Here is a 21,641-nt window from a genome sequence, read left to right on the forward strand (position 1 = left end):
CTATTTTTATTCGCCGAGAAGCTGCGGCGCACATAGGCTTGCGAATGCGCGCACCGAGACAATCCGAAAGGGCACCACGCGGGCCGCATCGTCGAAGTCGGCATCGCCGGAAATCAGAAAGTCGGCGCGGCCCGCCAGCGCGCAGTCGAGAAACTTCGCGTCCTTGCGGTCGCGTGGCAGGTCCATCCGTGCGGGCGCATCGATAGCTCGGGTTCGCCGGTGGAGCACGTCGAGCCAATGCGCGAGCGTCGCGCGCGAGAGGGCAAACTTGGGCCGGGCGAGCACGTTGCAATACTCGTCCATGATCGCTTCCGACACCAGCCATTCGCTGTCGGCGCGGTCGATACACCAGAGCACGACCCGTTCCGGCAATCGGTCCCGATAAACGGCGGAGAGCAAGACATTGGTGTCGATGACCACCCTCACCGGCCGCTCCGGTAGGCATCGATCTCTTCGGCAATGTCGGCCTCCGTAATGCCCCGGGATTGGGGCAGAGACCGGATATGCTCGAACAGCGCGCGCCAGGTGTTCGGATCGTAGGCATCCGCTTGGGAGTCGACCAGTAGGACTTCCACGAGCGAGCCGGCGCGAAACGGCACGCCTTCCACGACCAATCGGCCCTGCTCGTCTACCTCGGCATAAGTCTTGAACGCGTTCATTCGATTTCTCCGACCTCCGATGGATATTCCGCTGCAGCGCCCGTTCGGGACTTGCCCAGGGGGCAGCTAGTCATATTCTTGACGGAATTGCGTTCTTCGCGGGTGGGAATCTCGATGCGGTCGATGCGGGACCGCTCCGGCCCGGCCTGTCCGACGAAGCGCTCGCGATTGCGCGCCCACCAAGCGGCGTCGATCTCGTCGGCCAAGGCGCGGATCTGGGCGTCGGTCGCGGCGCTCCCGGACAGGATGGCAGCCACGCGCAGCCGCTCCAAGAAGGTCTGGACATAGTGGAGGACGCCAGATCTTTGGGGACGGTGACCACGATGTCATCGGTGTCGTAGCGGATTAGAATCATTGCTCCGGTCTCGAATGGGTTGGCCTTGAGGCGGGGCGCGTCGCGGGCGACGGTCCGCACAGCGGACCCGACGCCCCGGGCTCCGGGTGCTCGGCGCGGAACTTGCGGTAGGCGGCAGCGATCGCGGGCAAGTCGTTGTCCGGGATGCGGCGCTTGCGCTTCAAGGTGCGGGTGACCCATTCGCCCCGGTAACGGACGCGCTCGGTCTCGTCCTGGTCTTCAAGCAGTTCTTCGCCTTCCGGGCTGCGTTTGAAGAGCGGGGCGCCGCGGCGGTCAAAGCCGACTTTTTCCGCCACGGCCATGAACACCGGGTAGTCCAAGGGCTCGCCGGTCAGGTCCTCGGCCTGCTTCTCCTGGTGGGTCTTTTTCTTGAGGAACAGGAGGCTGGTCAGGATATTGACATTGGCCTCGACGATAAATGCCTCCACCGGCAGATCGACGCTGGCGAGCACCCAGCAGTGGCGCAGGATCCACCAGCGGATGTACTCGTCGCCCGGGTTGCCGAGGATGCCGTCCGGCAGCACGATGCCCATGCGCCCGCCTTCTTTCAGCCACTGCACGCAGCGCTCGATGAAGAGCACCTCGGGGGCGACGCTCTTCTTGCGCGTGCCGGTGTTGCGGAAGCCGCCGTCCGGGGTGCGCTCCCAGGTGCAGGCCAGCTCGTATTGGCTCAGGATCGCCGGCTCGGTAATCGGGATGTCCGAGCCGAAGGGCGGATTGGTCATCACCAGGTCCATGGTGCCGAGCCGGACCCAGGCTTGGGCAGGCTTGACGCCGCTCAGGCTCCCGCCCGGGAACTCCAGTGAGTTCATGTGGAACACGCGGGCCTCGGCGTCCGAGGCCATGAGGATGTTCATCTGAGTGGCGCGCACCAGGGCGGGGTCGAAGTCCGCGGCGAAGATGCGCGTCGTGTACTCGCGCAGGCGCTCATGGACGCCGAGAAACTCCACTGTGGTCTCGTCCGTGCCTTGCTGGATGCCGGCGGCTTCGCGGAAGGTCCTGTTCATGTGCTCCAGCACGGCCACCGGGAAGCTGCCGGTGCCGCAGGCCGGATCCAGGAAGCGCTGGTGCTCCTGCGGGTCCAGCATGGCGACCATGAGCTTGACCGCGCCGCCGGGGGTGAAGTACTGGCCCTTGTCGCCGCGCAGGTTGGTGCCAACGATCTCCTGGTAGGCGGCACCCTTGGCGTCGAGCCCGGTGCGGCGGAAGTCGTACTTGGCGAGCTCGGAGACCATGAAGGCCAACGCGCGGTCGCTCAGGGAGATCTGGTCGGCGTCTCCGAAGATGTCGCACCAGCGGCGCTTGACCTCGGCGAACAGGGGCTCGATGCGGGCGCGGATGGCTGCCTGGCCCGCGGAGTCGAACTGCTCGGTGGGGCCGGCCCAGAAGCGGCGCAGCTCGCCGCGGGCGGTGCGCTCGTCGTACATCTTGGCAAAGATGAGATACAGGAATTGCCAGAAGGCGGCGTCCTTCGCCATGCCCTCGTTGCCGTGGATGTAGTTGTGGCAGCGGCGGAAGGCGATCCGCAGCATCTCCGGGGTGGCGCGGCGCAGGTAAGCCTCCGAGACGACATCCTTGCTGCCCAAGGTGCCGTCCGCGAGGGGCCAGTCGCCCAAGGGCTCGAAGCGGGTGTCGAAGCGGGTCTCTTGCTTCTTGAGGAAAAAGAAGTCGAGCCGGTTTGTCCACAGGCCGTAGGTGGCGGCAGGCACCGCGGCCAGCATGTCTTTGAGGTCTTCCAGGTCCTTGCGGGCCTGCTCGTGGTCGCGCAGCTTGACCGCGCGCTTCTTGCCGCCGGACTTGGGCTCGCTCTGGCAGACGACGATGCGCCGGAGATTGTTCGGGGTGTGCTCGGTGCCGGGCTCGAAGATGGCGATGTCCGCGGTGCGCACGCGACCATCGCAGGGCACCTTGAAGCCGGCAGCCATATCGTCGACGGAGATGCCGTACTCGTGGAACAGCGCCCGGGCGATGTGCTGGCGCACCTGCTCCTTGGCACTGTCCTTGACCGGCTTGCCGGTGATGTAGTCGAGCACGCGGCCCTCTTCGAGGATCGCGGCGCACTCGGTTGCAGGCTCTGCGGACACGGTAGGTGCTCCAGGCTCCAGCGGCAACTGCACGGGGTACAGCGCGCTCCGACCGTCGGTTTACCGCTTGTCTCCAAGCTCGTCAACCGTCCGACGAGCAATCACGGCGCCGGTCGGGCTTGATAAGGGTCTCAGAAGGATCTTTGCGCGCTAGATTCGACTGTCGCCGTCGCCACCCGGGAACACGGCGCCGGCGGGGTCGTCGATGGAAGCCCTTGCACGCGCATTTCACGCATCGGCGTGCCCGCCCCGCCCTTGTGGCGTGCACGGGGCGCTCGGCACTGTGCGAGCAGCCGCACGCGCGGAGCCGATAGGTCGCTTGACGAGGCGTCATGGTGACGCGCTGTATCGATCTCTCCCACCCGTCGCGAGAGCAGCAAGGGTCGCCGTGGTCTCCAGGCCGGGCGATTACGACAACGACAGCGACAACGAGCTGGCCGCGACCGCCGCGATCACTCCTCCGCATGATGATCATCATGTGCCGGCGCCGGTCCCGCATGCACATGATCGCTCGCCACCCCGGGGGCATGGAGGTGCAGATGCTCGTGGGCGTGGACGTGGGCGTGCCGGTGCAGCATCGCCGCCGCGAGTCGCCCCTCGTGCAGGCACACCGCCCGGGTTGCCAGGCGCTCCAGCAGGCGGCGGTCGTGGGAGACGATGACCATCGCCTGCGGCAGCGCCGTGAGGTGCGCGAGCAGCCGCGCCTCGGTGGCCGCATCGAGCCCGTTCGTGGGCTCGTCGAGCAACAGCACGTCCGGGTGCATCGCGAGCACCGTCGCCAGCGCCACCAAGCGCTTCTCGCCGCCGGAGAGCCGATGCGTGACGCGCTCGGCAAAGCCGGCGAGCCCGAGCGCGGCCAGCGTCGCCTCCGCATCCGCCCGCGCCTGCGCCGGCGAGCGGCCCAGATTGAGCGGGCCGAAGGCGACGTCCTCCAGCACCGTCGGGCAGAAGAGCTGATCATCGGCGTCCTGGAACACGAGCCCAACCCGCGCGCGCACCGGCACGAAATCGGCCTCGGCGCGCCGCACCTCGCCGAAGGCCGCAACCTCGCCCGCGCTCGGCTGCCGCAGCCCCACCAGCAGATGCAGCAGCGTGGACTTGCCGGCACCGTTGGCCCCCGTCACGGCAACGCGCTCCCCCGCGTGCAGCGCAAAGTCCACACCCCGCAGCACCGCCCGGTCCGCGAAGCCGAAGTGCACGCCGCAGAGCGCGAGCAGCGGCGCGCTCACGCCAGCCGGTCCAGCGCGACGAGCCCCGCGCAGAGCGGTAGCAGCGCGAGCAGCCACGCCGTGTCGGCGCCGCGCCAGCGCTGGCTGTCCAGCAGATAGAAGCGGCCATGGAAGCCGCGGCAGCGCATCGCCGCCTCGACGCGCCGCGCGCGCTCCAGGCTGCGCACCAAGAGCATGCCGATGAGGTTGCCGTAGCTCGCCCAGGTGTGGCGATTGCTGCGCGGCACGAAGGCGCGGGCGCGCATGGCCCGGCGCAGCCGCCCCAGCTCGTCATCCAGCCGCGCGATCTGGCGCACCGTCAGCAACAGCAGGTGCACCAGCTTGTCCGGCAGGCCCAGCCGCCCAAGCGCGTGGCCCAGCGCCGGGGCTTCGAGCCCGCCAAGCAGCCCGAGCATGGCCAGCACCACCGCGTTGGCCTTGAGCGCGATGAGCGCCGCCTTGTGCAGCCCCTCAGCGCTCGCCGCGAACGGCCCGAGCGCCAGCACGGGCGCGCCCGGCACGGTAAAGGGCAGCGTCAGCAGCAGCGCCAGCATGAGCCCTTCGAGCAGCGCGAGGCGCCGCAGCAGCAGGCGCGGCGGCAGCCCGGCGGCGAATACGACCAGCACCGCCAGCGCCAGCGCGAGGCCGGTGGCGCCGATGCGCTCCAGGCTCACGGTGACCAGCGCAAACAGCACAAGCGCGAGGATCAGGAGCCGCGGGTCACGGCGCGCAAAGGTGCCCTGGGCGCTCGGCGCGAGGGGCGATGGCATCAGCGCCCGCCGCCGTTTCGCCGGCACTGCCACCAGAGCCCGAGCCCGGCAAGGCCGACGATGTAGCCGATGCCGCCCAGCACGTCGCGGAACCCCGCCGCATCGCGGGCCGCCGCGGCCTCTTCGCGCAGCGGGCGCACCTGGCGCGCGACCGCGCGCTCGATGGCGGCGATGAGGTCGGGATCGAGCCGGGGCTCGGCGGCACCGATGTCGGTCGCCGCTGCCGCGGGCAGCGCGGGGCGATCTGCCGCTTGCAGCGGCGCAGCAGCCGAGCTGGCCGCATCGGCGACGTCGCCCTGCGGGAACGCCCCGGCCAGCTCGGCGGCGCGGATCAGCCAGGTCGCCCGGTGTCCGTCCGGCGTCTCTGCGATGATCTGATGATCGACGGCCGCCGTCGCCGCGTAGGCGAAGCCGCCGTCGGCCCCGGAGCGCAGCGCCGCGAGCGGCTCGCCGCTGGCGCTCTGCACCCGCACCGGCACGTCCGCCGCCTTGCCGCCGCCGGCGAAGTAGACCTCCCCGCGGATGACCCGGCCATCGGCGGCGGCGAACAGATTGAGCTTGTGCGCGAGCGCCGGGCCGGCGGCCAAGAGCCACAGCAGCGTCGCGGCCAAGTACAGCACATGGCCAAAGCCGCGGCGGCGACGGCGCGCGCGTGCGTCCTCAGGCATGGCGCGCCTCCGCCCCCGGCAGCATCTCCGGCGCCACGCGCTTGAGAAAGCTCAGCACCGTGCCGGTCACCAACGCCTCCACCAGGGCCAGCGGCACATAGATCACCAGCACGGCCTTGGCCGCCGGCCAAAAGGATTCACCGCTCAGCCCCAGGCTCAGCGCCACCAGCGCCGCGGTGAGCAGCACACCGGCGGCGCCGGCCGCAGCGCCGATGCCGAACACCGCCTTCGGGCCCGCCCGGCCCAGCAGCGGTCGCAGCGCCGCCGCACACAGGAGCGCCGGCAGGGCAATGTTCAGCGTATTGACGCCGAGGACGACAACCCCGCCGTAACCGAAGAAGGCGGCCTGGAGCACCAGCGCGACGAACAACGCCGGCACCGCCGTCCAGCCCAGCAGCAGGCCCATCAGCCCGTTCAGCAACAGGTGCGCGCTGCTTAGGCCCAGCGGGATGCTAATCAGCGACGAGACGAAGAAGGCCGCCGCCAGCACCGCCGCCTGCGGCAGCGCGGCATAGTCCAGCCGGCGCAGCGCGACGGCGAGGAGCCCCGCCGATAGGAGCGCACCGGTCACGAGCACGGGTGCGCTCAAGACGCCGTCTGGGATGTGGGCCATCGCGTGAGGCTACTCCATGTCGCGCGCGCGCACCCAGATCAGCGCGCCCTGCTCCACCGGCACCGACTCACCGTCCGGGTTCTGCATCGGCTCATCGCCCTCGATCAGGGCCGCGAAGCCCCACCAGCCGGCGCGCGGCATCGCGTAGCTGAACACGCCGTTGCCATCGGCCCTCAGCACCTGGGTCACGAAGGGGCTCGCCGGCGGCGTCACGCTGCCGTCGTTGCGCCATTCCACCTCGACCTCCGCGAAAGGCACCGGCGCACCGCCCTTCTTGACCACGCCCGTGAACAGGTTGCCGGTCCAGAGGCCGTAGGGCCGCGTCAGCGGCTCGATCTCCACCGGCAGCCCCACCATGGCGTCCCAGTTCTCCTCGGCGCCGAAGGCATCCACCACCGTCTTGGTGTAGTGGACGATCATCACCCCCTCCGCCGGCTCCCAGTAGGGCGCGGGCTCGACGAAGAAGACATAGCCGCCCGGCCCCGGCACCTTGAAGCTTGCCTTGTAGGCCGCCTTGCCGTCCACCTGCACCTGCTCCAGGGCGTCCTTGAGGTCTTGCTTGCCGTCCGCCGTGAGCACGCCGAAGGCAGCCGGCGTCGCCATCGCCATGGCCGGCCCTTGCTCCATGGGATGCGTGAAGGTGAGCGCCAGGGACAGCTCGGCGCCGGTGTCGGCGTCGATGATCTCCGCGGACGGGATCAGCTCCTGGAAGTGCGCCGCCGCGCCCAGCGGCACGGCCAGGAGCAGCGCAGGCAGGAGCGCGCGGGGGAAGCGCGCGGGGCGGGCATCGGTCGGGCATGGCTGCGGCATCGGGGCCTCCTGTCGGGATGGTCGCCCGCGTCACGCCGGCCCGAACGAGCACCCGCGCAGCGAGCTGATATGAGCATTGTCGGGAATGATCATACCGGCGGGGTCGAGCGCGCGGCAAGCGCGCGTGTAAGGCGGCTATGGCATGCTCGCCCTGCTTGAGACCGCCCGCGGCAGCCGGTGGGATCGCCCGCCGACCTTGCACCAGGCCGTAGCGAGCTCACCCGCCACGACTAGCCCCCATGCCGACCCCGCTGATCCCCGTGACCCTGCTGACCGGCTTTCTGGGCAGCGGCAAGACGACGGTGCTGAACCACCTGGTGCGCCAGCCGGAGCTCGCGCGCACGCTGGTCATCATCAACGAGCTCGGCGAGATCGGCCTCGACCACCTGCTGCTGACACGGATCGCGGACGACAGCGTCGTGGAGATGTCGAGCGGCTGCCTCTGCTGCACCATCCGCGGCGACCTGATCGGCACGCTCAAGGACGCGCATTGGCGCTTCTCGCGCGGCGGCGAGCGCCAGTTCGACCGCGTGGTCATCGAGACCACCGGCCTCGCCGACCCCGCGCCGCTGGACGCCCAGCCGGCGGCCCTGAAACAGGCGGCGATGGCCGATTGCCTGCTGCTCACCAAGGCCGACCTCGCCGAGCCCGCGGCGGTTGCGGCGCTGGAAGCACGCCTGCAGGGCATCAACCCCGCCGCACGGCGCCTGCGGTTTGAGCACTGCGTCGTCGCAGCGTCCGCGCTGCTCGGGCTCGGGCTGTTCGATGCGGACAGCAAGATCCCGGACGTTGCGCGCTGGCTGAACGAGGAGGCTTACCCGGGCGGCGCGGACCCCGGTGCCATCGACGCCTGCGGCACCCACCACTACGATAACCACGTGCACGACGACCACGCCGAGCATCGCCACGCGCACCACGCGCACGACCCGAACCGCCACGACGACCGCATCCGCGCCTTCTGCCTGGTCATCGACGAGCCGCTGGCAGAGAGCATGCTCGACGCCTGGCTCGACCTGCTGCTGTCCATGTCCGGCCCGGACCTGCTGCGCGTCAAGGGCATCCTGAACCTGCGCGAGCGCGCCGCCCCGGTCGCCATCCACGGCGTCCAGCACATCTTCCACCCGCCGGTGGAGCTGCCCGCCTGGCCCGACGCCGACCGCCGCTCAAAGATCGTCTGCATCACCCGCGACATCCCGCGCGCGACCATCGAGGCGTCGCTTGCGGAGTTCATTGAGGTCTGGCGGCGGCCTTAGACGCAGCCGCCGACACCTGGGCCGAGGGCCAAGGGAGCCCTCCTCGGCCCTCGGCCCAGCCCGCTGTTGGCAGGTCATGGCGCGCAGACGCATCGTCGGTGCGAGGTCGCGTTGCGCCTCCGCGAGTCGATCCTACCCGGGACAGGAGGCGCGCCTTGCGGAACCGGCTCTGCACCTTTGCGCGAGAAACGGCGCCAACCGTGGTCTGTCCCTGAGGCGCCCGCAACAACCGCTCCGAGAGCACTGCGCGGATCTCGGGCCGACACTGGTCGCGGAGATCCTGGCCAGCGCGGCTAGCTTCGTGATGAGGTCGACAAGCGCCACGAAGCCATTTGTCGCTGCGGCCAGCGCCGGCACCGACCAGCCGCGCCGCGACGCCGCCGCATCACCCGCGTGCTAACCTCCGGGCAAGGCTATCGAACCGAGCACAGGCATGGAACTGAAGCAACTCGACCGCATCACCTTCGATCCGGCCATCATGGGCGGCAAGCCCTGTATGCGCGGCATGCGCGTCACCGTCGGCATGATCGTTGGGATGCTGGCGACCGGACACGACAAGGCAGCCGTGCTCGAACTGTACCCGTACCTCGAACCCGCTGATATCGATCAGGCACTCAGCTACGCGGCATGGCGTGCGCAAGAGGTCGAGACCCGCATCGACGCTGCATGAACCTGCTGCTGGACATGAATCTGTCACCGGCCTGGAAGCCGCTCTTGGAAGCTCATGGCTGGCACACGCAGCACTGGAGCGAGGTCGGGGCGGTGAACGCAGCGGACGCGGAGATCATGGCCTGGGCGAAGGCGCACGGCTGCTACGTCATCACGAACGACCTCGACTTCAGCGCCATCCTGGCGGCAACCTGGGCGTCCGGGCCGAGCGTGGTTCAGAGCGGTTCAGCTCAGAGGGCAGGATCTTGCCCCCGCGACCCTGGGCAAGACCCTGCTGTCCGTGCTCGACGCCGCGCGTGACGCCCTGCAACGCGGCGCGATCCTGACCCTGGATGTCCGCAGCTCGCGCGTCCGCCTGCTGCCGATCTGAGCGCGCTGGCGCTCCGGCACCGCTACCGGCCGCGAGCAGCCAGGGCGAGGGCCCCGACTTCAGTCCGCGGCAGGGCGGCGACTGAAGTCGCCGACCCCAGGGCCGGGTGAAGGCGGCGCTGCCGGGGGAGGCGCGGCATCGGCGTCACGAGGGCAGCAACAGCTCAGCCATCGGCACCCTGTTTCAGCGCAAACTCTCCCAAGAGTTCGACGAAAAGCGGCTGCCAGCGTGCCGGAGCCATACCGACATCGGCGCCAAGAGAAACCAGGCGCATGTCGGCCTCGCTTGTGCTCATACCCAGCGCCAGCGCCAATGCTCGATAGTTTGATAGGGCCGGTCCAAGACTCGGATGCGGATGGCCGGTGTCGCGGGTGAAGGCGAGCAGGATCAGCAGCATGCGGCGGCTCAGCGGCTGGGCCTCGGCCAGGCGGTTGGTGGCCTGAAGCAGTTGGGCCAGGTTGTTCAGATCCCGGGCGACGTCGGGATGCTCGGGCCCGAGGCTCGCCTCGTCAATGGCGAGCGCCCGGCGCAGCAGCGGCTCGGCTTCGGCCAAGCGGCGGCAGATGGCGCAAGGGATGCGTCTAATGTCCCACGGCATAATCTGAGCCACCAGCGCGACTGGCTCCCGCGTGTCGGAGGCTGGGCAGGTATCCGGCGACGCCGCGTCACAAGAAGAATACCTCGCGCAAAGACGCAAAGACGCAAAGACGCAAAGGCGCCAAGAGAAAAAGTAAAAAACGAAGACTTTGCGTCTTCTCCTATTGCGGCTCTGCACCTTTGCGCGAGCTCTTCTTCGAATTCCGTGATTCGCGGAGACGGCGCCAACCGTGGTCTGTCCCTGGGGCGCCCTCGGCCCGGGGCGCGGGGCGCAGGCGGCGCGGGCCGGGCCGAGCTATAGGGTTCTCGCGAGGCGGAAGCCGAGGTCGTCGTGCCGGCGCGACGGGAGCCTGCCGAACCGGCACGCCGAACGGCAATGGAAGTCGTCGCCTTTCCAGCAGCCGCAGTGGATCACCCCTGTGAGAGATCTTGCTCCAGCAACTGGGGTAGTGGGTGGAACAACTCGATCAGCGTTTCTCCTCGGAGGTGCTCCTTTCAACCGACCTATACGCTTTCCAGATCTGCTCACAACTAGAATAGAACCCAGCCAACATCCGCTTTGCATCCCAGACATCTCCAGGTAAAGGTCGGGATGCAATCTCGACCGCGAGCTCGCTGTTGTCGGTCGAGACGTGGACGTTCGTCTCCGCATTCGGAACCTTGACCATCCCCGCAAGCTCTGTTGCAGGGTGTGGATGCTCGACTGTTGTTGCCAGACGCAAAACTGCGACGATTGCGTCCGCCCGGGGACGGATCGCTACCGTTCGCCCGTCTTTGAAGCCCAGGATCAGGTCGTTCCCAACCACGCCGGAGGTATAGATGGTCCGTTCCCGCTCCAGTTCACGGGCTGCCTGGCGGAGGGTTGTCAGGTGTTGGCTCTCGGTTGAGTCCGAGAACATGAGCAGCACAAGTGCTGCGGCGGAGCGAACGCCAAGGTCAGCCGTGAGATATGGATGCTTCTGCAGCCACTCGTAGAAGTCCCGCTCTTTCAATTCGGCTTCGTACCTCGCGGTGAATAGCTTGGGGTAATCTATCCCGAAGATCTCAAAGATTTCGACTAGGCGAAGGTAGATGTCGTAATAGCCGAGGAACGACTGGGCATCAGAGATGCCGCGTTCTGCTGAGGCGACGAGATATCGCCGCGCCAACCGCCGCGCTTGGGCGTCGTTGCCGGCGTTGAGCCCTCCAAGTGCGTACAAGAGACCAATGTGGTAGAAGGATTTGGGCTCATTTGCCATGGCGGCCCGGAATAACAGTGCACGCGCCGCTTCGTAATCTGCCTTCTCGACTAGGGATTTTCCCTGAGCGACGAGTTGCCGTAGGTCTTGCTCAATCTGGATGCCCAGCATCTCGGCGGGGACTCGCGGCATCGTAGGCTCTTGCTCTATCAAGTAGTTGAGAAGGGCACTGAAGACTTCACCCGTAGCCGATAGTTCCTGTGCCCGCCCGTCCGCGGCCTCTGCATCTTGACGTGTCCTTGCCAGTTCCTGTTCGACAAGGCGGTAGGCCTCCCGATACTGGGCGACCACTTCATCTCTGCTTGAATCGGGAAAGGCGGTCGGGAGGCGCTCGGCAAGCTCCAAGGCGGCTCTCCATGGTAGATCGCCCGGAATGCCCGAGCTTGCGGTTTCCCGGAGGAGAGCCGCACCTGCGGCAGGATCGGGCTGAACCCCGAGGTGACCGTCCATCAAGACGAGCGCCAACGCGCCCTTCGCATTAGGGTAGTCTCGATCAGCGGCACGCCGTAACCACGTTGCGGCGGCCTCATCGTCTTGCAGCACGCCTTTCCCATCTCGATACCCTACATACACATTCCACATGCCGACTTCGTGGCCACCTTCTGCCGCCTTGAGAAACCAATTGAACCCGTTGCGGTACGAATTTGCGACGCCATAACCAAAATGATAGATTGCGCCGATATCAAACATCAGGGGCGCAAGCTGCCGTTCTGTGGCCGCCTGTTCCATCCGTTCGACGATCTTGCGGGACAGTGCTCTAATGCGGTCTCGCATTCGCGAATCGGCGTCCAGATCCTCTAGCTTCTCCAGCACAGCGCGAGACCGCAGCGGGTCGAGCAATAAATGGTGTTGATTTGCGAAGGCGTTCCATAGGCGGAACAATTCGCCAGGGACTCGACGGCCCGCTTTCTCGGCTGCAACAAGTATTCTCGCAAGCGCTAGGAGATCGGTTTGCGCAACTCGATGCTTCTCCGCATCATCAAGGTCCCAAGCGCCCGTGTCCAGCGCAATTAGGTGCAGATAGATATTCAAATAGATCAGGGCCGCCTGGGCCTCGGCCGGTATCTCTTTGCCCGCTTGCTTGTCCGAGGAGTCCAAATAGATACGCAGAAACCAATCTGCTGCCAACCACCGGATCTCCGCCTCAAGTGCTGGAGAAATGGTCCGGTACTTCTCGTCCACAAAGGCGAGTGGCAACAATTCAACGACTTTTTCGCGCTCACCGCCTTCCCATAGACGCCAAGAAAGAGACCAGAGAGCCACCAAGTCCAGACGCTGTACGCCAACCTCAAGCAAGTGCTGGATCTCCTGCGCCGAGCTGTCTTCGCTGTCAGCGAGCACGCGAGCCAGGTTGTTTGGCGCATGGGGACTGCCCAGCTCGATTGCTTCGCGGTATAGCCGGATAATCTGCTCCTGGTCTACCGGGGCCTCCGGGTCTGCTGGAACATGGACAAGCTTTGCCCGTGTGAACGCGGCATTCGCGTCGGACTTGCCCAGGGCGGCGTGCGTTTCCGCCTGTCTGCGATCCGGCGCAGTCCCGATGCCGTAGAAATGGCAGAGTGCAAGCAACCCGTGCGCCTTAAGGCTCGCGCCGTCGCTTGCGAGACGTTGAAGATTCGGCACGAGCTGATCGAGAGAGCGCTCCGGATCGGAGCGAGCCTCGAACAAGGCATAAGTGTGTTCTTCAAGGGACTGTTCTCGCCCACAGGATGGCAAGCCGGCCAGGACCAGCAACACAATAGCTGATGTCCACCAGAGTCGGGACCAAGTCCGTGTGCAAGCCTGCATGAAAGACTACCCTCTGAGCTTCCGCATTAGCCCAAGTTGCGCGTAACAGGTCCGCTGCACGTGTGCACCGGTGGCGGTGAAAAAGGCCACACCGGGGAGGCGCGATCAGGTAGATACCGCCTGAGGATCATCGAGCGCACTCTTTGGTCATCGTGATATCCCTAACCAACGAATTTCTAGCTCCGCGAGCAGGGTATCCAGCTCATCGCAGCCGGTCTTCGGCGGCCTGCCGTATTTCCAGTCTCCCTGCAGCAGCGTCACCTCCTTATCCAAACGCTGAAGATAGCGCCGCTTCCCCCCTTTGGTCTGCAACGCGTCTAACTCGGCTTCGATCTCGGCGCAACAGGGATTCTCGGGAATTATTACCTTGTGCAACCGATCCCCGTCCTTTACCCAAGGGAGGATGATCTCAACAACAACTCTAACAACGCCATAAACAGCGGCCAACACAAGAGCAATGAGGAAACCGACGCCAAGCACGACCCCAAGTTTTTCCCAGGAGATGTCGGGCGTGGTCACTTCGGTCCGGGAGGGCCATTGAAATAACCCGGGGAATATCAGACCGAAAACCCAGGAGACGCCTGCAAAGGCGCCACCCAAAAGACCCAGAGCGAGACCTAATACCAAGTATGCAACGGTTGTGGAGAGTAATTCGGCGCCAGCGTTGCGGATATTGGCGACCAGCTCCCTCAGACCCTTGCGGAACCGATACCAAGGTAACCATTCCCCCGCGGTTCGTGCTTCGACCCGCTCGGAAGTCCTTTTCTTCGACAACTTTTTCCGGACTTCCTCGGCAGCGGCCCGTTCCCTGCTCGCTGCGGCGGCCACGTCCGGCAGAGGTGGGGAAAGGTGATTCCGCACGAGGTAGGCGACCAGGTAGGGTCCGAACATCAAGCCTGCGTAGGCGAGGGGTTGCAGGTACTGGGCGTAAATGCGGAACGCCTTGATCGCGGCATCAAAGTCCACTCCAACGGCATGCAAGAGTAGAAATAGTCCAAAGGGTGGCAAGAGGAACAGACAGGCAAGCGCAAAGGCTAGAGCTGCCAGACCGAATGTTCCTGCTCGGTCGGACAACAACCGCGCTTTCGGTCGTGTCGACAGTAAACCGAGGTAATGGGGGCGCCCGACGCCGCGGAGATCTATACCGATCGCCCGAAGGACGTTGAGCAGGACGTAAGCCGGCCCGAGAAGCAACAGGGTACCTGCGACCAGATTCCCACCCAACAGTTGCATCAGCAGAACAATGACGCTCGCCGTGAGGCACAAGGTCAAGGTCACATCCTCGATCCACAGCCAGCGGTTGAAAGGGCGCAGCGTCCGAAAGGCATTGGACCAGGCCAGGCTTTTCTGCAGCTCGCGGCCTCGCGTCAAGTGGTGGAAGGGCGGCAGTGCGGCAAGGCGGGCCGCGAGTTGATGATTGATTCGGTCGTCGGGCTGCTCTAGGTTTCTGCAAGACCAAAAGGCGGGCTGATTGATCAAGCGATTGTTCCAGCCGATGACCTCGGACAAGATGTTCGCGAGGTTGCTGGGCTTGAGTATGCCGGCGAGCTCCACCATGAAGCGTGCGGGTACGAGATCTCTCCCGCGCAATCTCTTGAAGATCTGCTCCCCCATTGCGTCCTTGAAGTCGACGCACGCTTCCCGTCGGGTACCAAAGGCGTCGATCAAGAAGCGAAAGTAGTGGATCGCATCCCGACGCGCTTCGTCCTTGCCGGCGAGATAGCCCCGACTCAAGGTGTCCCAGCACTCGTTGGCCAGTCGTTGCGCCCGTTGAAGCTCGACGATCTCACAAACCATCACGAGGGTGTCTCTCCAGGCGCTGTCTCGCGGGATGGAGTCTGTCGGTAGATGCGGTTCTCGGGCCTGGATCTGTGCCGCGAAGTATTCGGCGAACTTCCGATGCACGAACGACACCATCGGCTCCGTTCCAGGCCCGATTCGCAGGAGCTTGGCCCCCGGAGCCTCAGCCAGGCAGGCAAGCTCGTCCTCCTGCAAGCCGGCGACTGCCAGAACCCGATGCCGTGGCAGGTCCAAGGTGGCGGAGTCGATCATGTGGTAGGCGAGCCTCCGGCATGCCTCGATAAGTCTTGGAATGTCCGTGGATCGGAGGCGCGCATGCATGTCGGTGACATCTGCGAGGCGACTGTCGATGAACGAGGAATAGAAGGTAGCCTTGTCGGCGGGCAGGTCGTCTACGGTAGCGCGTGCCAGGTTGCGGCGTACGTACTCCACCAGCAGCATGGCGAAGAAGGGATTCCGCGCAATCGGTACCAGCTCGCTCCTATGCTGGTGTAGATACTCTTTGACGACAGGGCCCCTGGGGCCGATCCGCCTCTTGATGAACTCATCGACGCGCTCGTTGGACATCGGCAGGATCTTGAAATGGGCATGCTGCCGGAAGCTGAGCGTGGGGCTGCGGAATCTCCGCGAGGCAAGGATGCCACGCCCGCCGCAGGGATCCTGGAGAAAGGCGAAGATTGCGCGGGAGAGGACATCGATCAGTTTTGAGCCGTCCGCCTCGTTGAGCACGGTGCCGATCTCGTCGAAGCCGTCCAACAGCAGGAACACGGTGCCGCGGTCGATTAGGTCGCTCAGGCAATCGTCTATGAATTTATCGTCGCCAATCTCGCTGCGCGCATAGTCTAGGATGAAATCGCGCAAAGAGCGGATCACGGTGTCCTGTGCGGGTGGCGATGCGCTGCTCCAGTCCTTGGGCAAATGCCATTCCCGTAGACTGATATAGAGCGGAACCGGCGTGCCTGGGCGCCATTCCGCGAGCAGGTCTTGGCAGAGGCGCCTGAGGGCGACGCTCTTGCCGCTTCCGGGGTCACCCGTAAGACGGATGATCTCGCCAGGGTTCTTTTGCCAGAATCTCAGGGTCCGTTTGCGTCGATGCCTGCGGAACATGCTGAGCAGGTCCGCCCTGGCCCTTCCTGGGCTACCGGCCTCCTCGACTTCGACCTGGAGCGGCGCGAAGTACTCGCTGCTCCAATCGGTCTGCCTCGCGTAATTGTCGAGGGCGTTCTCGATCTTCTCGAGCCAAGACTTCAGGCGCTGGTTGTAACCCGCACCGGCGCATGGTCGCTTGGCCCGCAGGTGGCGGCGAAGGGGCGGCGCGACGACGCCTAGGGCAGATAGAAGCTCTCTCGTTTCCTCGAAATCCTTTTCGATCTTGAATCTCTGAGCGGCGTCGGAGCATTTAGCGTATTCGCTGCGAAGATATTCGAGCTTCTCAGTGAGAGTCTGCTTCGCGTCCTGCCCGGCCATCAGTCGAGATCCCGGAGCTTGGCCTCCGCCTCCTCAATCAGCTTGCGCAGTGTGAATTTCTGCGCCGGATCAGAGCAGATGGCCTGCTGTACGCGCAGGTAGTCGAGCTTTTCTTGCCAGATGGGCAAAGCCGAGGACGTGCGCGCGGTTGCGTTCGGCATGCTGCCCGCGGGGCCGAAGGTTGCGGGCGCGTTCTGCCCCGCTTCGTCCAGGTCCAGTGTCCAGGTGCCGTCCGGGCAGCCGGGTTGGTTGCGGTCGACGTCCCAGTCGTGTCGGTTCCACTGGCGGAACAGCACGCGGAGGCGACGGGGCGAACCGTACAGCTCGATCCACTGGAAGGCGTTGGGGTAGCTCTTGCCGGAGTAGCAGCAGCCGGCGGCCAGCTCGACGCAACTGCGCTTCGGGTCCGGCGGGACGAGGCGCACCGGGTCTGGCTCGTGCAGGTGGCCGCGCAGGATGAGGTCGCGGCGGCGGTGCAGGGTGCGCTTGGCCTCGGTTCGGTCGAGCTCGGCGAGCGAATCCCAGGGGTGGTGAAGCAGCGCGATGCGCCAGTCGTGGTCGGCGTCGGCATCCCGGTGGAGCGCGGTCTGGTTGATCTGATAGGTGCCGATGACGAGGCGGCTGTCGTCGTCGCGGGCCGCCAACCAAGCGGAGTCGAGCCCGGCGATATGGAGCCGCTGGCCTTGGATCGTCAGGCTGCGCTGCCACCAGGGCAGTGGCTGCGGTTGGCCGAGCCAGTCGCCATGGAACGCCTGGTAGGCGGCATGCCGCTCGATCAGGAGTTGGCGTGTGGCATCGTGGCGAAGACGGTCGGTTACGGCGTCCTGGTGCTTCGCCTTCAGGATCACCTGGTGCGCGTCCTTGGCGGCGGGTCCGATCCGCGCCCAATCGACGTCATGGTTGCCGGGCACCAGCAGCAGGCGGTCGCGGGGCAGCGGGTGATTCGGATCGGCAAGCCGTGGCCAAAGCTGGTTTTCCAACCAGGTCCGGGCGAGGTCGTATTCCTCCGGCTTGCCGGATTGGGCGAGGTCGCCGGTGATAACGACGAGGTCCGGGGTGAGGCCGTTACCGGCGATGTCCTGGCCAATGAAGGCGGCCAGCTCGCGCAGGATCGGGTCGGCGTCCCAATGCCGCCCGACGCTGAAATGGAAATCCGACAGGTGCAGGATGCGGACGGGGGTTTGCTGGGCGTCCATTGGCAAATTCAGGTTGTGGTTCTTGGTGCGCGCCGGATTATCGGCCAGGGCCAACGGTCGGGGAAGGCCAGCGCACTGGCCGCGGTGGCCCAAGTCCAGGCGCAGGACCGCAAAGCCGTCCGGATCCCTGGGCAGGGCCAGGGGCCGCGGCACCTGGTTCGCGCTGCATCGCGGTACTCCGATGGCGGCAATGGCCGGACGGGCGGTCTGCGGCAAGTCTACCGGCAGTGCGATGGCGACAGGACGACTTTCCACGGCGCTGCGGCGCGGTGAGGCTCAACGCGGTGGCGATCCCTGCTCGGCCCCGCCGGGGGTCGGCTCAGCCGGCGCCGGGTGGTGCCGATCGGCGCTCGCGCGCGAGCGCCGCCGACGCACATGGCGCAGCAGACATCCTTTGTGCCGTCGGTCGGCCAACGCGCGCTTGCGCTGCTGGACCGGAAAGCCGGCACAGCGCATGGTCTGTCCCGGCATATCCTCCGAGCTCCTCCGACCATCCTGCGCGAATATCGTGCGCTGTCTCCGGCCCTTTGCTCCCCAAGCGCGATATCGTCGCGAAACTTGACGGATCTCCAGGCAGTTTGCGCCGTCAAGGATTTCCGCCAAACGAGGTCACCCCATGTCACGCAAGCCCATTGTCTTGATGGTCGCCACGCTGCTGCTCGCGCGCAGCGCCGCCGCAACCATCGCCGGAGCCATCTCCAGCATCGTCACCTTCGGGGACTCCAACGTCGATATCGGCAACGCCTAGCGCATCAATCCGGCGACGGTCCCGCCGCCCAACTTCAACGGCCGCTATTCCAACGGCCCGTTGACCATGGAATCTGTCGCCACCGCGCTCGGCGTGACGCAGACCAACTACGGCGTCGCGGGCGCCTGGAGCGGCACCGACAACAACTTTCGCATCGTCGGCACCACCCCGCCGGACCTCGCGAATACCGGCGTGCTGAATCAGCTCAATGACTGGGAGGCCGACCTCGCCGGCGGTGCCGCCGACCCGAACGCCCTCTTCGTCTATTGGGCGGGGTCCAATGACCTGTTCGAGTCGTCCGGTGTGGACCTGACCTTGCAGGAGCGCATCGACGGGGTGAAGGCCAATCTCGCCACCGCCATGGGGCGACTCGACGCGGGCGGGGCGCGCCGTATCCTGGTCGGCACGCGCACGCCGCGGGACGTACTCGACAGCGCGAACGACCTGCGCGGGCAGGCGCTGAATGCCGAGATCCGGGCGCTGATCCCGCTGCTCGACGCCACCTACGGCGCCAGCATCGAGCTGTTCGACGCCTACGACATCATCGCCGAGGTCATGCGCGACCCGGCCACCTTCGGCTTTCTCGCCACCGGCGCCCACTGCGCCGCGGACCCGGCCTGCTACACCAACCCGAGCGTGGCCGCCACCTACATCAACTGGGATGGCGCCCACAAGACCACAGCGGTGCTGTCGCTGCTCGCCGACCGGATCTTGGAGCAACTGGAGAACCCGAGCGCCGTGCCCGTGCCCGGCACCCTGCCGCTGGCGCTGCTCGCGCTGGGGCCGCTGCTCGTATTGCGCCGCCGCCGCGCCGGAGTGCGGCGGCGACCGGCGGCGACAGCGCTCAGTCCTGCCGCCAGGTGAAAAGGGCCGCGCCTGCGCGGCAGGTGCGGCTCAGGCCGCACCGAGCCGCGCTGGCCGGCCCCGTGCCGATCATGGCCGAGGCGATCCCCGCTCGGCCCCGTCGGCGGCCGGCTCATCCGGCCCCGCAGCCGCGTCCGGCTCGTCGCCCCACTGGATGCTCAAGCCCTCGATGACGCGCACCGGCGTCTCGCCCGTCAGCCCCTGCACGTCCGGTTTGCCGTAGGCGCCGTCGAGGAGCCGGTAGATGGTCAGCACCCGGTCGGTGGGGTGCACCAGCCAGTACTCGCGCACCCCGCGGCGCTCGTAGAGGTCGCGCTTGACGGTGTGGTCCTTCACCGCGGTGCGCTTGGACAGGACCTCGATGATCCAGTCCGGCGCCCCGCGGCAGCCGGCGTCGTTGAGCTTGGCGGGGTCGCAGATCACGGCGATGTCCGGCTGCACCACGGTGTCGACCTGATCATCGGCCTCGTCCGCGCGCGGCAGGCGCACGTCGAAGGGTGCCGAGTAGACCTCGCAGGGCTTGCCGCGCAGGAAGCCGTGGATCTGGGTCGTCAGCTCCACGACCATCTGCTGGTGCGGTCGCGTCGGTGCCGGGCACATGTCCCAGGCCTCGCCGTCGATGAGCTCCCAGCGTTCTTCCGCGGACCAGCGGCGGTAGTCGCCGTAGGTGAAGCGGCGCATCTTCAGGGCGGGTGCGTTCATGCCACGGGGCGCGCAGACCAGCGTTTCATCGGCCTACTCCACGGAGTTGCCTCGCCGGCGTCGCGAGCTGCCGGCTCTGTGCACAGGCACGCGCATCAATGCACGCATGCCCCTTCAAGCGCTCCGCCTGCCGGCGCCTTCCATGCACCCGGCCGTCGAAACACTTCGCAAGCATAGACCTTGAAGCCGGTGCTCGCGCTGCGTGCAGTCCAGTCGCCTGTGAAGTGCGGCGGCGAGCGGCGGCGACAGCGCCCGGTCATGCCGCCAGGTGACGAGTGCCGCGCCCGCGCCGCGGGTGCGGCTCAAGTCGCGCCGACCGCAGCGCTGGCCGGCGCCATGTCGATCAACCCGGTGGCAATCCCTGCTCCGCCCCACCCGCGGCCGGCTCATCCGGCCCCGCAGCCGCGTCCGGCTCGTCGCCCCACTGGATGCTCAAGCCCTCGATGACGCGCACCGGCGTCTCGCCCGTCAGCCCCTGCACGTCCGGTTTGCCGTAGGCGCCGTCGAGGAGCCGGTAGATGGTCAGCACCCGGTCGGTGGGGTGCACCAGCCAGTACTCGCGCACCCCGCGGCGCTCGTAGAGGTCGCGCTTGACGGTGTGGTCCTTCACCGCCGTGCGCTTGGACAGGACCTCGATGATCCAGTCCGGTGCCCCGCGGCAGCCGGCGTCGTTGAGCTTGGCGGGGTCGCAGATGACGGCGATGTCCGGCTGCACCACGGTGTCGACCTGATCATCGGCCTCGTCCGCGCGCGGCAGGCGCACGTCGAACGGCGCCGAGTAGACCTCGCAGGGCTTGCCGAGGAGGAAGTTGCCGATTTGGCGGGTCAGCTCCACGACCATCTGCTGGTGCGGTCGCGTCGGTGCCGGGCACATGTCCCAGGCCTCGCCGTCGATGAGCTCCCAGCGTTCTTCCGCGGACCAGCGGCGGTAGTCGCCGTAGGTGAAGCGGCGCATCTTCAGGGCGGGTGCGTTCATGTCAAAGGGCGCTCAGACCAGCGTTACGGGACCGTGATCGTCGCAGTGGTCGCCGTGCGGGTGGTGCAGGCGGCCGTCGACGATGTAATCGACGTGGTCGCCATGCGGCACCGCCTCGTGCCCGCAGCCGGGGCCGTGGACGTGGCCGCTGTCCTGGCAGCCCGTCTCCCGGTGCTCGCAGCCGTCGGGGTTGGTTTCGCTGACCTCGATGACGTGCTCGTCGTAGTGCACCTCGCCGCCCTGTTCGTGCGGGTGGTGCAGGTGGCCGTCGTGCAGATAGTCCACGTGATCGCCGTGGCGGATGGCTTGGTGGCCGCAATCGGGGCCATGCTCGTGGTCGTGGTGCGGATGGGTGTGGCAGGGCTCGGTCATCGGCCGTACTCCCGTGAGTTGGCTTTCCGGCGTCTCGGAACGCCGGGGTTGTCGGATAGGCACGCGGTCACGCGTGCCCCTTACAAGCGCTTCGCCTGCCGGCGCCGTCAACGCACCTGGCCGCCGAAACACTTCGCAAGCATAGACCTTGACAGCGGTGCCCGCGCTGCGCGCGTGGCGACGACGGATTCGTCGCGCGAGCGCCTCGCGCGCGCGGACGAGAGCTTGGCCGGCTCTGGTGGGCGCATCGGTGTAGGCCGGCCCCGATCACCGGATGCCCGTGCCGGGGCTGCGGGTTTGTCGGTGTCCCGTCTTGGCCCCGGGCCCCGCCTCCCGTGTTGACTTTGCGACAAGCTCGCCCCGTTATTGCACCGGTTCGATGCAATCACGGGCAATTCGATCGCCGATTGGAATGCCGCGTTGACTTGGCGAGG

General features: G+C 66.6%; 21 protein-coding genes. 5 read left to right on the plus strand and 16 right to left on the minus strand.

What is annotated here, in order from left to right; translation table 11 throughout:
- Positions 1–6: 6 nt before the first annotated feature.
- The 9 genes from ML01_RS03120 to ML01_RS03160 all read right to left on the minus strand — a co-directional run bounded on the left by ML01_RS03120 (position 7) and on the right by ML01_RS03160 (position 7,167).
- The gene (locus ML01_RS03120; protein WP_254045121.1) at positions 7–420 is read right to left on the minus strand and encodes a putative toxin-antitoxin system toxin component, PIN family; all 414 of its coding nucleotides are present in this window, start codon (positions 418–420) and stop codon (positions 7–9) included.
- Between the two features lie 2 nt (positions 421–422).
- A complete protein-coding gene (locus tag ML01_RS03125) occupies positions 423–659 on the minus strand; it encodes a hypothetical protein (protein WP_058553935.1) in 237 nt (78 codons plus the stop codon).
- On the minus strand, positions 656–916 hold the full coding sequence (locus ML01_RS03130; RefSeq protein WP_156427529.1) for a hypothetical protein: 261 nt from the start codon (positions 914–916) through the stop codon (positions 656–658). The genes ML01_RS03125 and ML01_RS03130 overlap by 4 nt, the downstream gene beginning before the upstream one ends.
- A gap of 94 nt (positions 917–1,010) precedes the next feature.
- Positions 1,011–3,098 carry an N-6 DNA methylase gene (locus ML01_RS03135; protein WP_082673908.1) on the minus strand — a complete coding sequence of 696 codons (2,088 nt, stop codon included), beginning with the start codon at positions 3,096–3,098 and terminating at the stop codon, positions 1,011–1,013.
- Positions 3,099–3,550: 452 nt separating this feature from the next.
- Positions 3,551–4,327: an energy-coupling factor ABC transporter ATP-binding protein gene (locus ML01_RS03140; protein WP_058553937.1), complete on the minus strand. Its 777-nt coding sequence runs from the start codon at positions 4,325–4,327 to the stop codon at positions 3,551–3,553.
- Positions 4,324–5,076: a cobalt ECF transporter T component CbiQ gene (cbiQ, locus tag ML01_RS03145; RefSeq protein ID WP_058553938.1), complete on the minus strand. Its 753-nt coding sequence runs from the start codon at positions 5,074–5,076 to the stop codon at positions 4,324–4,326. Before cbiQ ends, ML01_RS03140 begins: the two co-directional genes overlap by 4 nt.
- Positions 5,076–5,744 carry a hypothetical protein gene (locus ML01_RS03150; RefSeq protein WP_058553939.1) on the minus strand — a complete coding sequence of 223 codons (669 nt, stop codon included), beginning with the start codon at positions 5,742–5,744 and terminating at the stop codon, positions 5,076–5,078. The genes cbiQ and ML01_RS03150 overlap by 1 nt, the downstream gene beginning before the upstream one ends.
- Positions 5,737–6,357 carry a cobalt transporter CbiM gene (gene cbiM / locus ML01_RS03155; RefSeq protein ID WP_058553940.1) on the minus strand — a complete coding sequence of 207 codons (621 nt, stop codon included), beginning with the start codon at positions 6,355–6,357 and terminating at the stop codon, positions 5,737–5,739. The genes ML01_RS03150 and cbiM overlap by 8 nt, the downstream gene beginning before the upstream one ends.
- A 9-nt stretch (positions 6,358–6,366) precedes the next feature.
- Positions 6,367–7,167, minus strand: a complete 801-nt coding sequence (locus ML01_RS03160; protein ID WP_058553941.1) for a DUF4198 domain-containing protein — start codon at positions 7,165–7,167, stop codon at positions 6,367–6,369.
- A 239-nt stretch (positions 7,168–7,406) separates the two neighbouring features.
- On the opposite strand from ML01_RS03160, the gene ML01_RS03165 reads away from it, so the two are divergent.
- The 3 genes from ML01_RS03165 to ML01_RS03175 all read left to right on the plus strand — a co-directional run bounded on the left by ML01_RS03165 (position 7,407) and on the right by ML01_RS03175 (position 9,389).
- Positions 7,407–8,420 carry a GTP-binding protein gene (locus ML01_RS03165; RefSeq protein ID WP_058553942.1) on the plus strand — a complete coding sequence of 338 codons (1,014 nt, stop codon included), beginning with the start codon at positions 7,407–7,409 and terminating at the stop codon, positions 8,418–8,420.
- 433 nt (positions 8,421–8,853) lie between these two features.
- Complete coding sequence (locus tag ML01_RS03170) at positions 8,854–9,090, plus strand: DUF433 domain-containing protein (RefSeq protein WP_254045122.1); 237 nt, start codon at positions 8,854–8,856, stop codon at positions 9,088–9,090.
- Positions 9,087–9,389, plus strand: a complete 303-nt coding sequence (locus ML01_RS03175) for a DUF5615 family PIN-like protein (protein ID WP_058553943.1) — start codon at positions 9,087–9,089, stop codon at positions 9,387–9,389. Before ML01_RS03170 ends, ML01_RS03175 begins: the two co-directional genes overlap by 4 nt.
- 233 nt (positions 9,390–9,622) lie before the next feature.
- Here ML01_RS03175 and ML01_RS03180 read toward each other — a convergent pair whose 3' ends face one another.
- From ML01_RS03180 to ML01_RS03195, 4 genes are all read right to left on the minus strand, one after another.
- On the minus strand, positions 9,623–10,012 hold the full coding sequence (locus ML01_RS03180) for a tetratricopeptide repeat protein (protein WP_058553944.1): 390 nt from the start codon (positions 10,010–10,012) through the stop codon (positions 9,623–9,625).
- A 511-nt stretch (positions 10,013–10,523) separates the two neighbouring features.
- Positions 10,524–13,082 carry a tetratricopeptide repeat protein gene (locus ML01_RS03185; protein ID WP_156427530.1) on the minus strand — a complete coding sequence of 853 codons (2,559 nt, stop codon included), beginning with the start codon at positions 13,080–13,082 and terminating at the stop codon, positions 10,524–10,526.
- Between the two features lie 147 nt (positions 13,083–13,229).
- Entirely contained in the window at positions 13,230–16,349 is a 3,120-nt protein-coding gene (locus ML01_RS03190; RefSeq protein ID WP_058553946.1) for an NACHT domain-containing NTPase, read from the minus strand.
- Positions 16,349–17,545: a metallophosphoesterase gene (locus ML01_RS03195; RefSeq protein WP_058553947.1), complete on the minus strand. Its 1,197-nt coding sequence runs from the start codon at positions 17,543–17,545 to the stop codon at positions 16,349–16,351. Before ML01_RS03195 ends, ML01_RS03190 begins: the two co-directional genes overlap by 1 nt.
- Before the next feature lie 616 nt (positions 17,546–18,161).
- Between ML01_RS03195 and ML01_RS30975 the strand changes: the two genes are divergently transcribed.
- Complete coding sequence (locus ML01_RS30975; protein WP_256363611.1) at positions 18,162–18,293, plus strand: hypothetical protein; 132 nt, start codon at positions 18,162–18,164, stop codon at positions 18,291–18,293.
- Between the two features lie 3 nt (positions 18,294–18,296).
- Positions 18,297–19,157 (plus strand): SGNH/GDSL hydrolase family protein, encoded by an 861-nt coding sequence (locus ML01_RS03205; RefSeq protein WP_256363612.1) that lies wholly within the window; start codon positions 18,297–18,299, stop codon positions 19,155–19,157.
- 69 nt (positions 19,158–19,226) lie between these two features.
- Here ML01_RS03205 and ML01_RS03210 read toward each other — a convergent pair whose 3' ends face one another.
- The 3 genes from ML01_RS03210 to ML01_RS03220 all read right to left on the minus strand — a co-directional run bounded on the left by ML01_RS03210 (position 19,227) and on the right by ML01_RS03220 (position 21,207).
- The gene (locus ML01_RS03210; protein ID WP_058553950.1) at positions 19,227–19,859 is read right to left on the minus strand and encodes a Uma2 family endonuclease; all 633 of its coding nucleotides are present in this window, start codon (positions 19,857–19,859) and stop codon (positions 19,227–19,229) included.
- Between the two features lie 343 nt (positions 19,860–20,202).
- Entirely contained in the window at positions 20,203–20,835 is a 633-nt protein-coding gene (locus tag ML01_RS03215) for a Uma2 family endonuclease (RefSeq protein ID WP_058553951.1), read from the minus strand.
- A gap of 12 nt (positions 20,836–20,847) precedes the next feature.
- Positions 20,848–21,207, minus strand: a complete 360-nt coding sequence (locus ML01_RS03220; protein ID WP_058553952.1) for a hypothetical protein — start codon at positions 21,205–21,207, stop codon at positions 20,848–20,850.
- Between the last annotated feature and the right edge of the window lie 434 nt (positions 21,208–21,641).

The sequence above is a fragment of the Thiohalocapsa sp. ML1 genome (assembly GCF_001469165.1).
GTDB lineage: Bacteria > Pseudomonadota > Gammaproteobacteria > Chromatiales > Chromatiaceae > Thiohalocapsa.

Excerpts from the sequence above, each read along its gene's own strand:
- cbiM (WP_058553940.1), bottom strand. The coding sequence starts at position 6,357 with ATGGCCCACATCCCAGACGGCGTCTTGAGCGCACCCGTGCTCGTGACC.
- ML01_RS03165 (WP_058553942.1), top strand. The coding sequence starts at position 7,407 with ATGCCGACCCCGCTGATCCCCGTGACCCTGCTGACCGGCTTTCTGGGC.
- ML01_RS03215 (WP_058553951.1), bottom strand. The coding sequence starts at position 20,835 with ATGAACGCACCCGCCCTGAAGATGCGCCGCTTCACCTACGGCGACTAC.
- cbiQ (WP_058553938.1), bottom strand. The coding sequence starts at position 5,076 with ATGCCATCGCCCCTCGCGCCGAGCGCCCAGGGCACCTTTGCGCGCCGT.
- ML01_RS03190 (WP_058553946.1), bottom strand. The coding sequence starts at position 16,349 with ATGGCCGGGCAGGACGCGAAGCAGACTCTCACTGAGAAGCTCGAATAT.
- ML01_RS03125 (WP_058553935.1), bottom strand. The coding sequence starts at position 659 with ATGAACGCGTTCAAGACTTATGCCGAGGTAGACGAGCAGGGCCGATTG.
- ML01_RS03220 (WP_058553952.1), bottom strand. The coding sequence starts at position 21,207 with ATGACCGAGCCCTGCCACACCCATCCGCACCACGACCACGAGCATGGC.
- ML01_RS03175 (WP_058553943.1), top strand. The coding sequence starts at position 9,087 with ATGAACCTGCTGCTGGACATGAATCTGTCACCGGCCTGGAAGCCGCTC.
- ML01_RS03150 (WP_058553939.1), bottom strand. The coding sequence starts at position 5,744 with ATGCCTGAGGACGCACGCGCGCGCCGTCGCCGCCGCGGCTTTGGCCAT.
- ML01_RS03210 (WP_058553950.1), bottom strand. The coding sequence starts at position 19,859 with ATGAACGCACCCGCCCTGAAGATGCGCCGCTTCACCTACGGCGACTAC.
- ML01_RS03195 (WP_058553947.1), bottom strand. The coding sequence starts at position 17,545 with ATGGACGCCCAGCAAACCCCCGTCCGCATCCTGCACCTGTCGGATTTC.
- ML01_RS03185 (WP_156427530.1), bottom strand. The coding sequence starts at position 13,082 with ATGCAGGCTTGCACACGGACTTGGTCCCGACTCTGGTGGACATCAGCT.
- ML01_RS03160 (WP_058553941.1), bottom strand. The coding sequence starts at position 7,167 with ATGCCGCAGCCATGCCCGACCGATGCCCGCCCCGCGCGCTTCCCCCGC.
- ML01_RS30975 (WP_256363611.1), top strand. The coding sequence starts at position 18,162 with ATGTCACGCAAGCCCATTGTCTTGATGGTCGCCACGCTGCTGCTCGCG.
- ML01_RS03170 (WP_254045122.1), top strand. The coding sequence starts at position 8,854 with ATGGAACTGAAGCAACTCGACCGCATCACCTTCGATCCGGCCATCATG.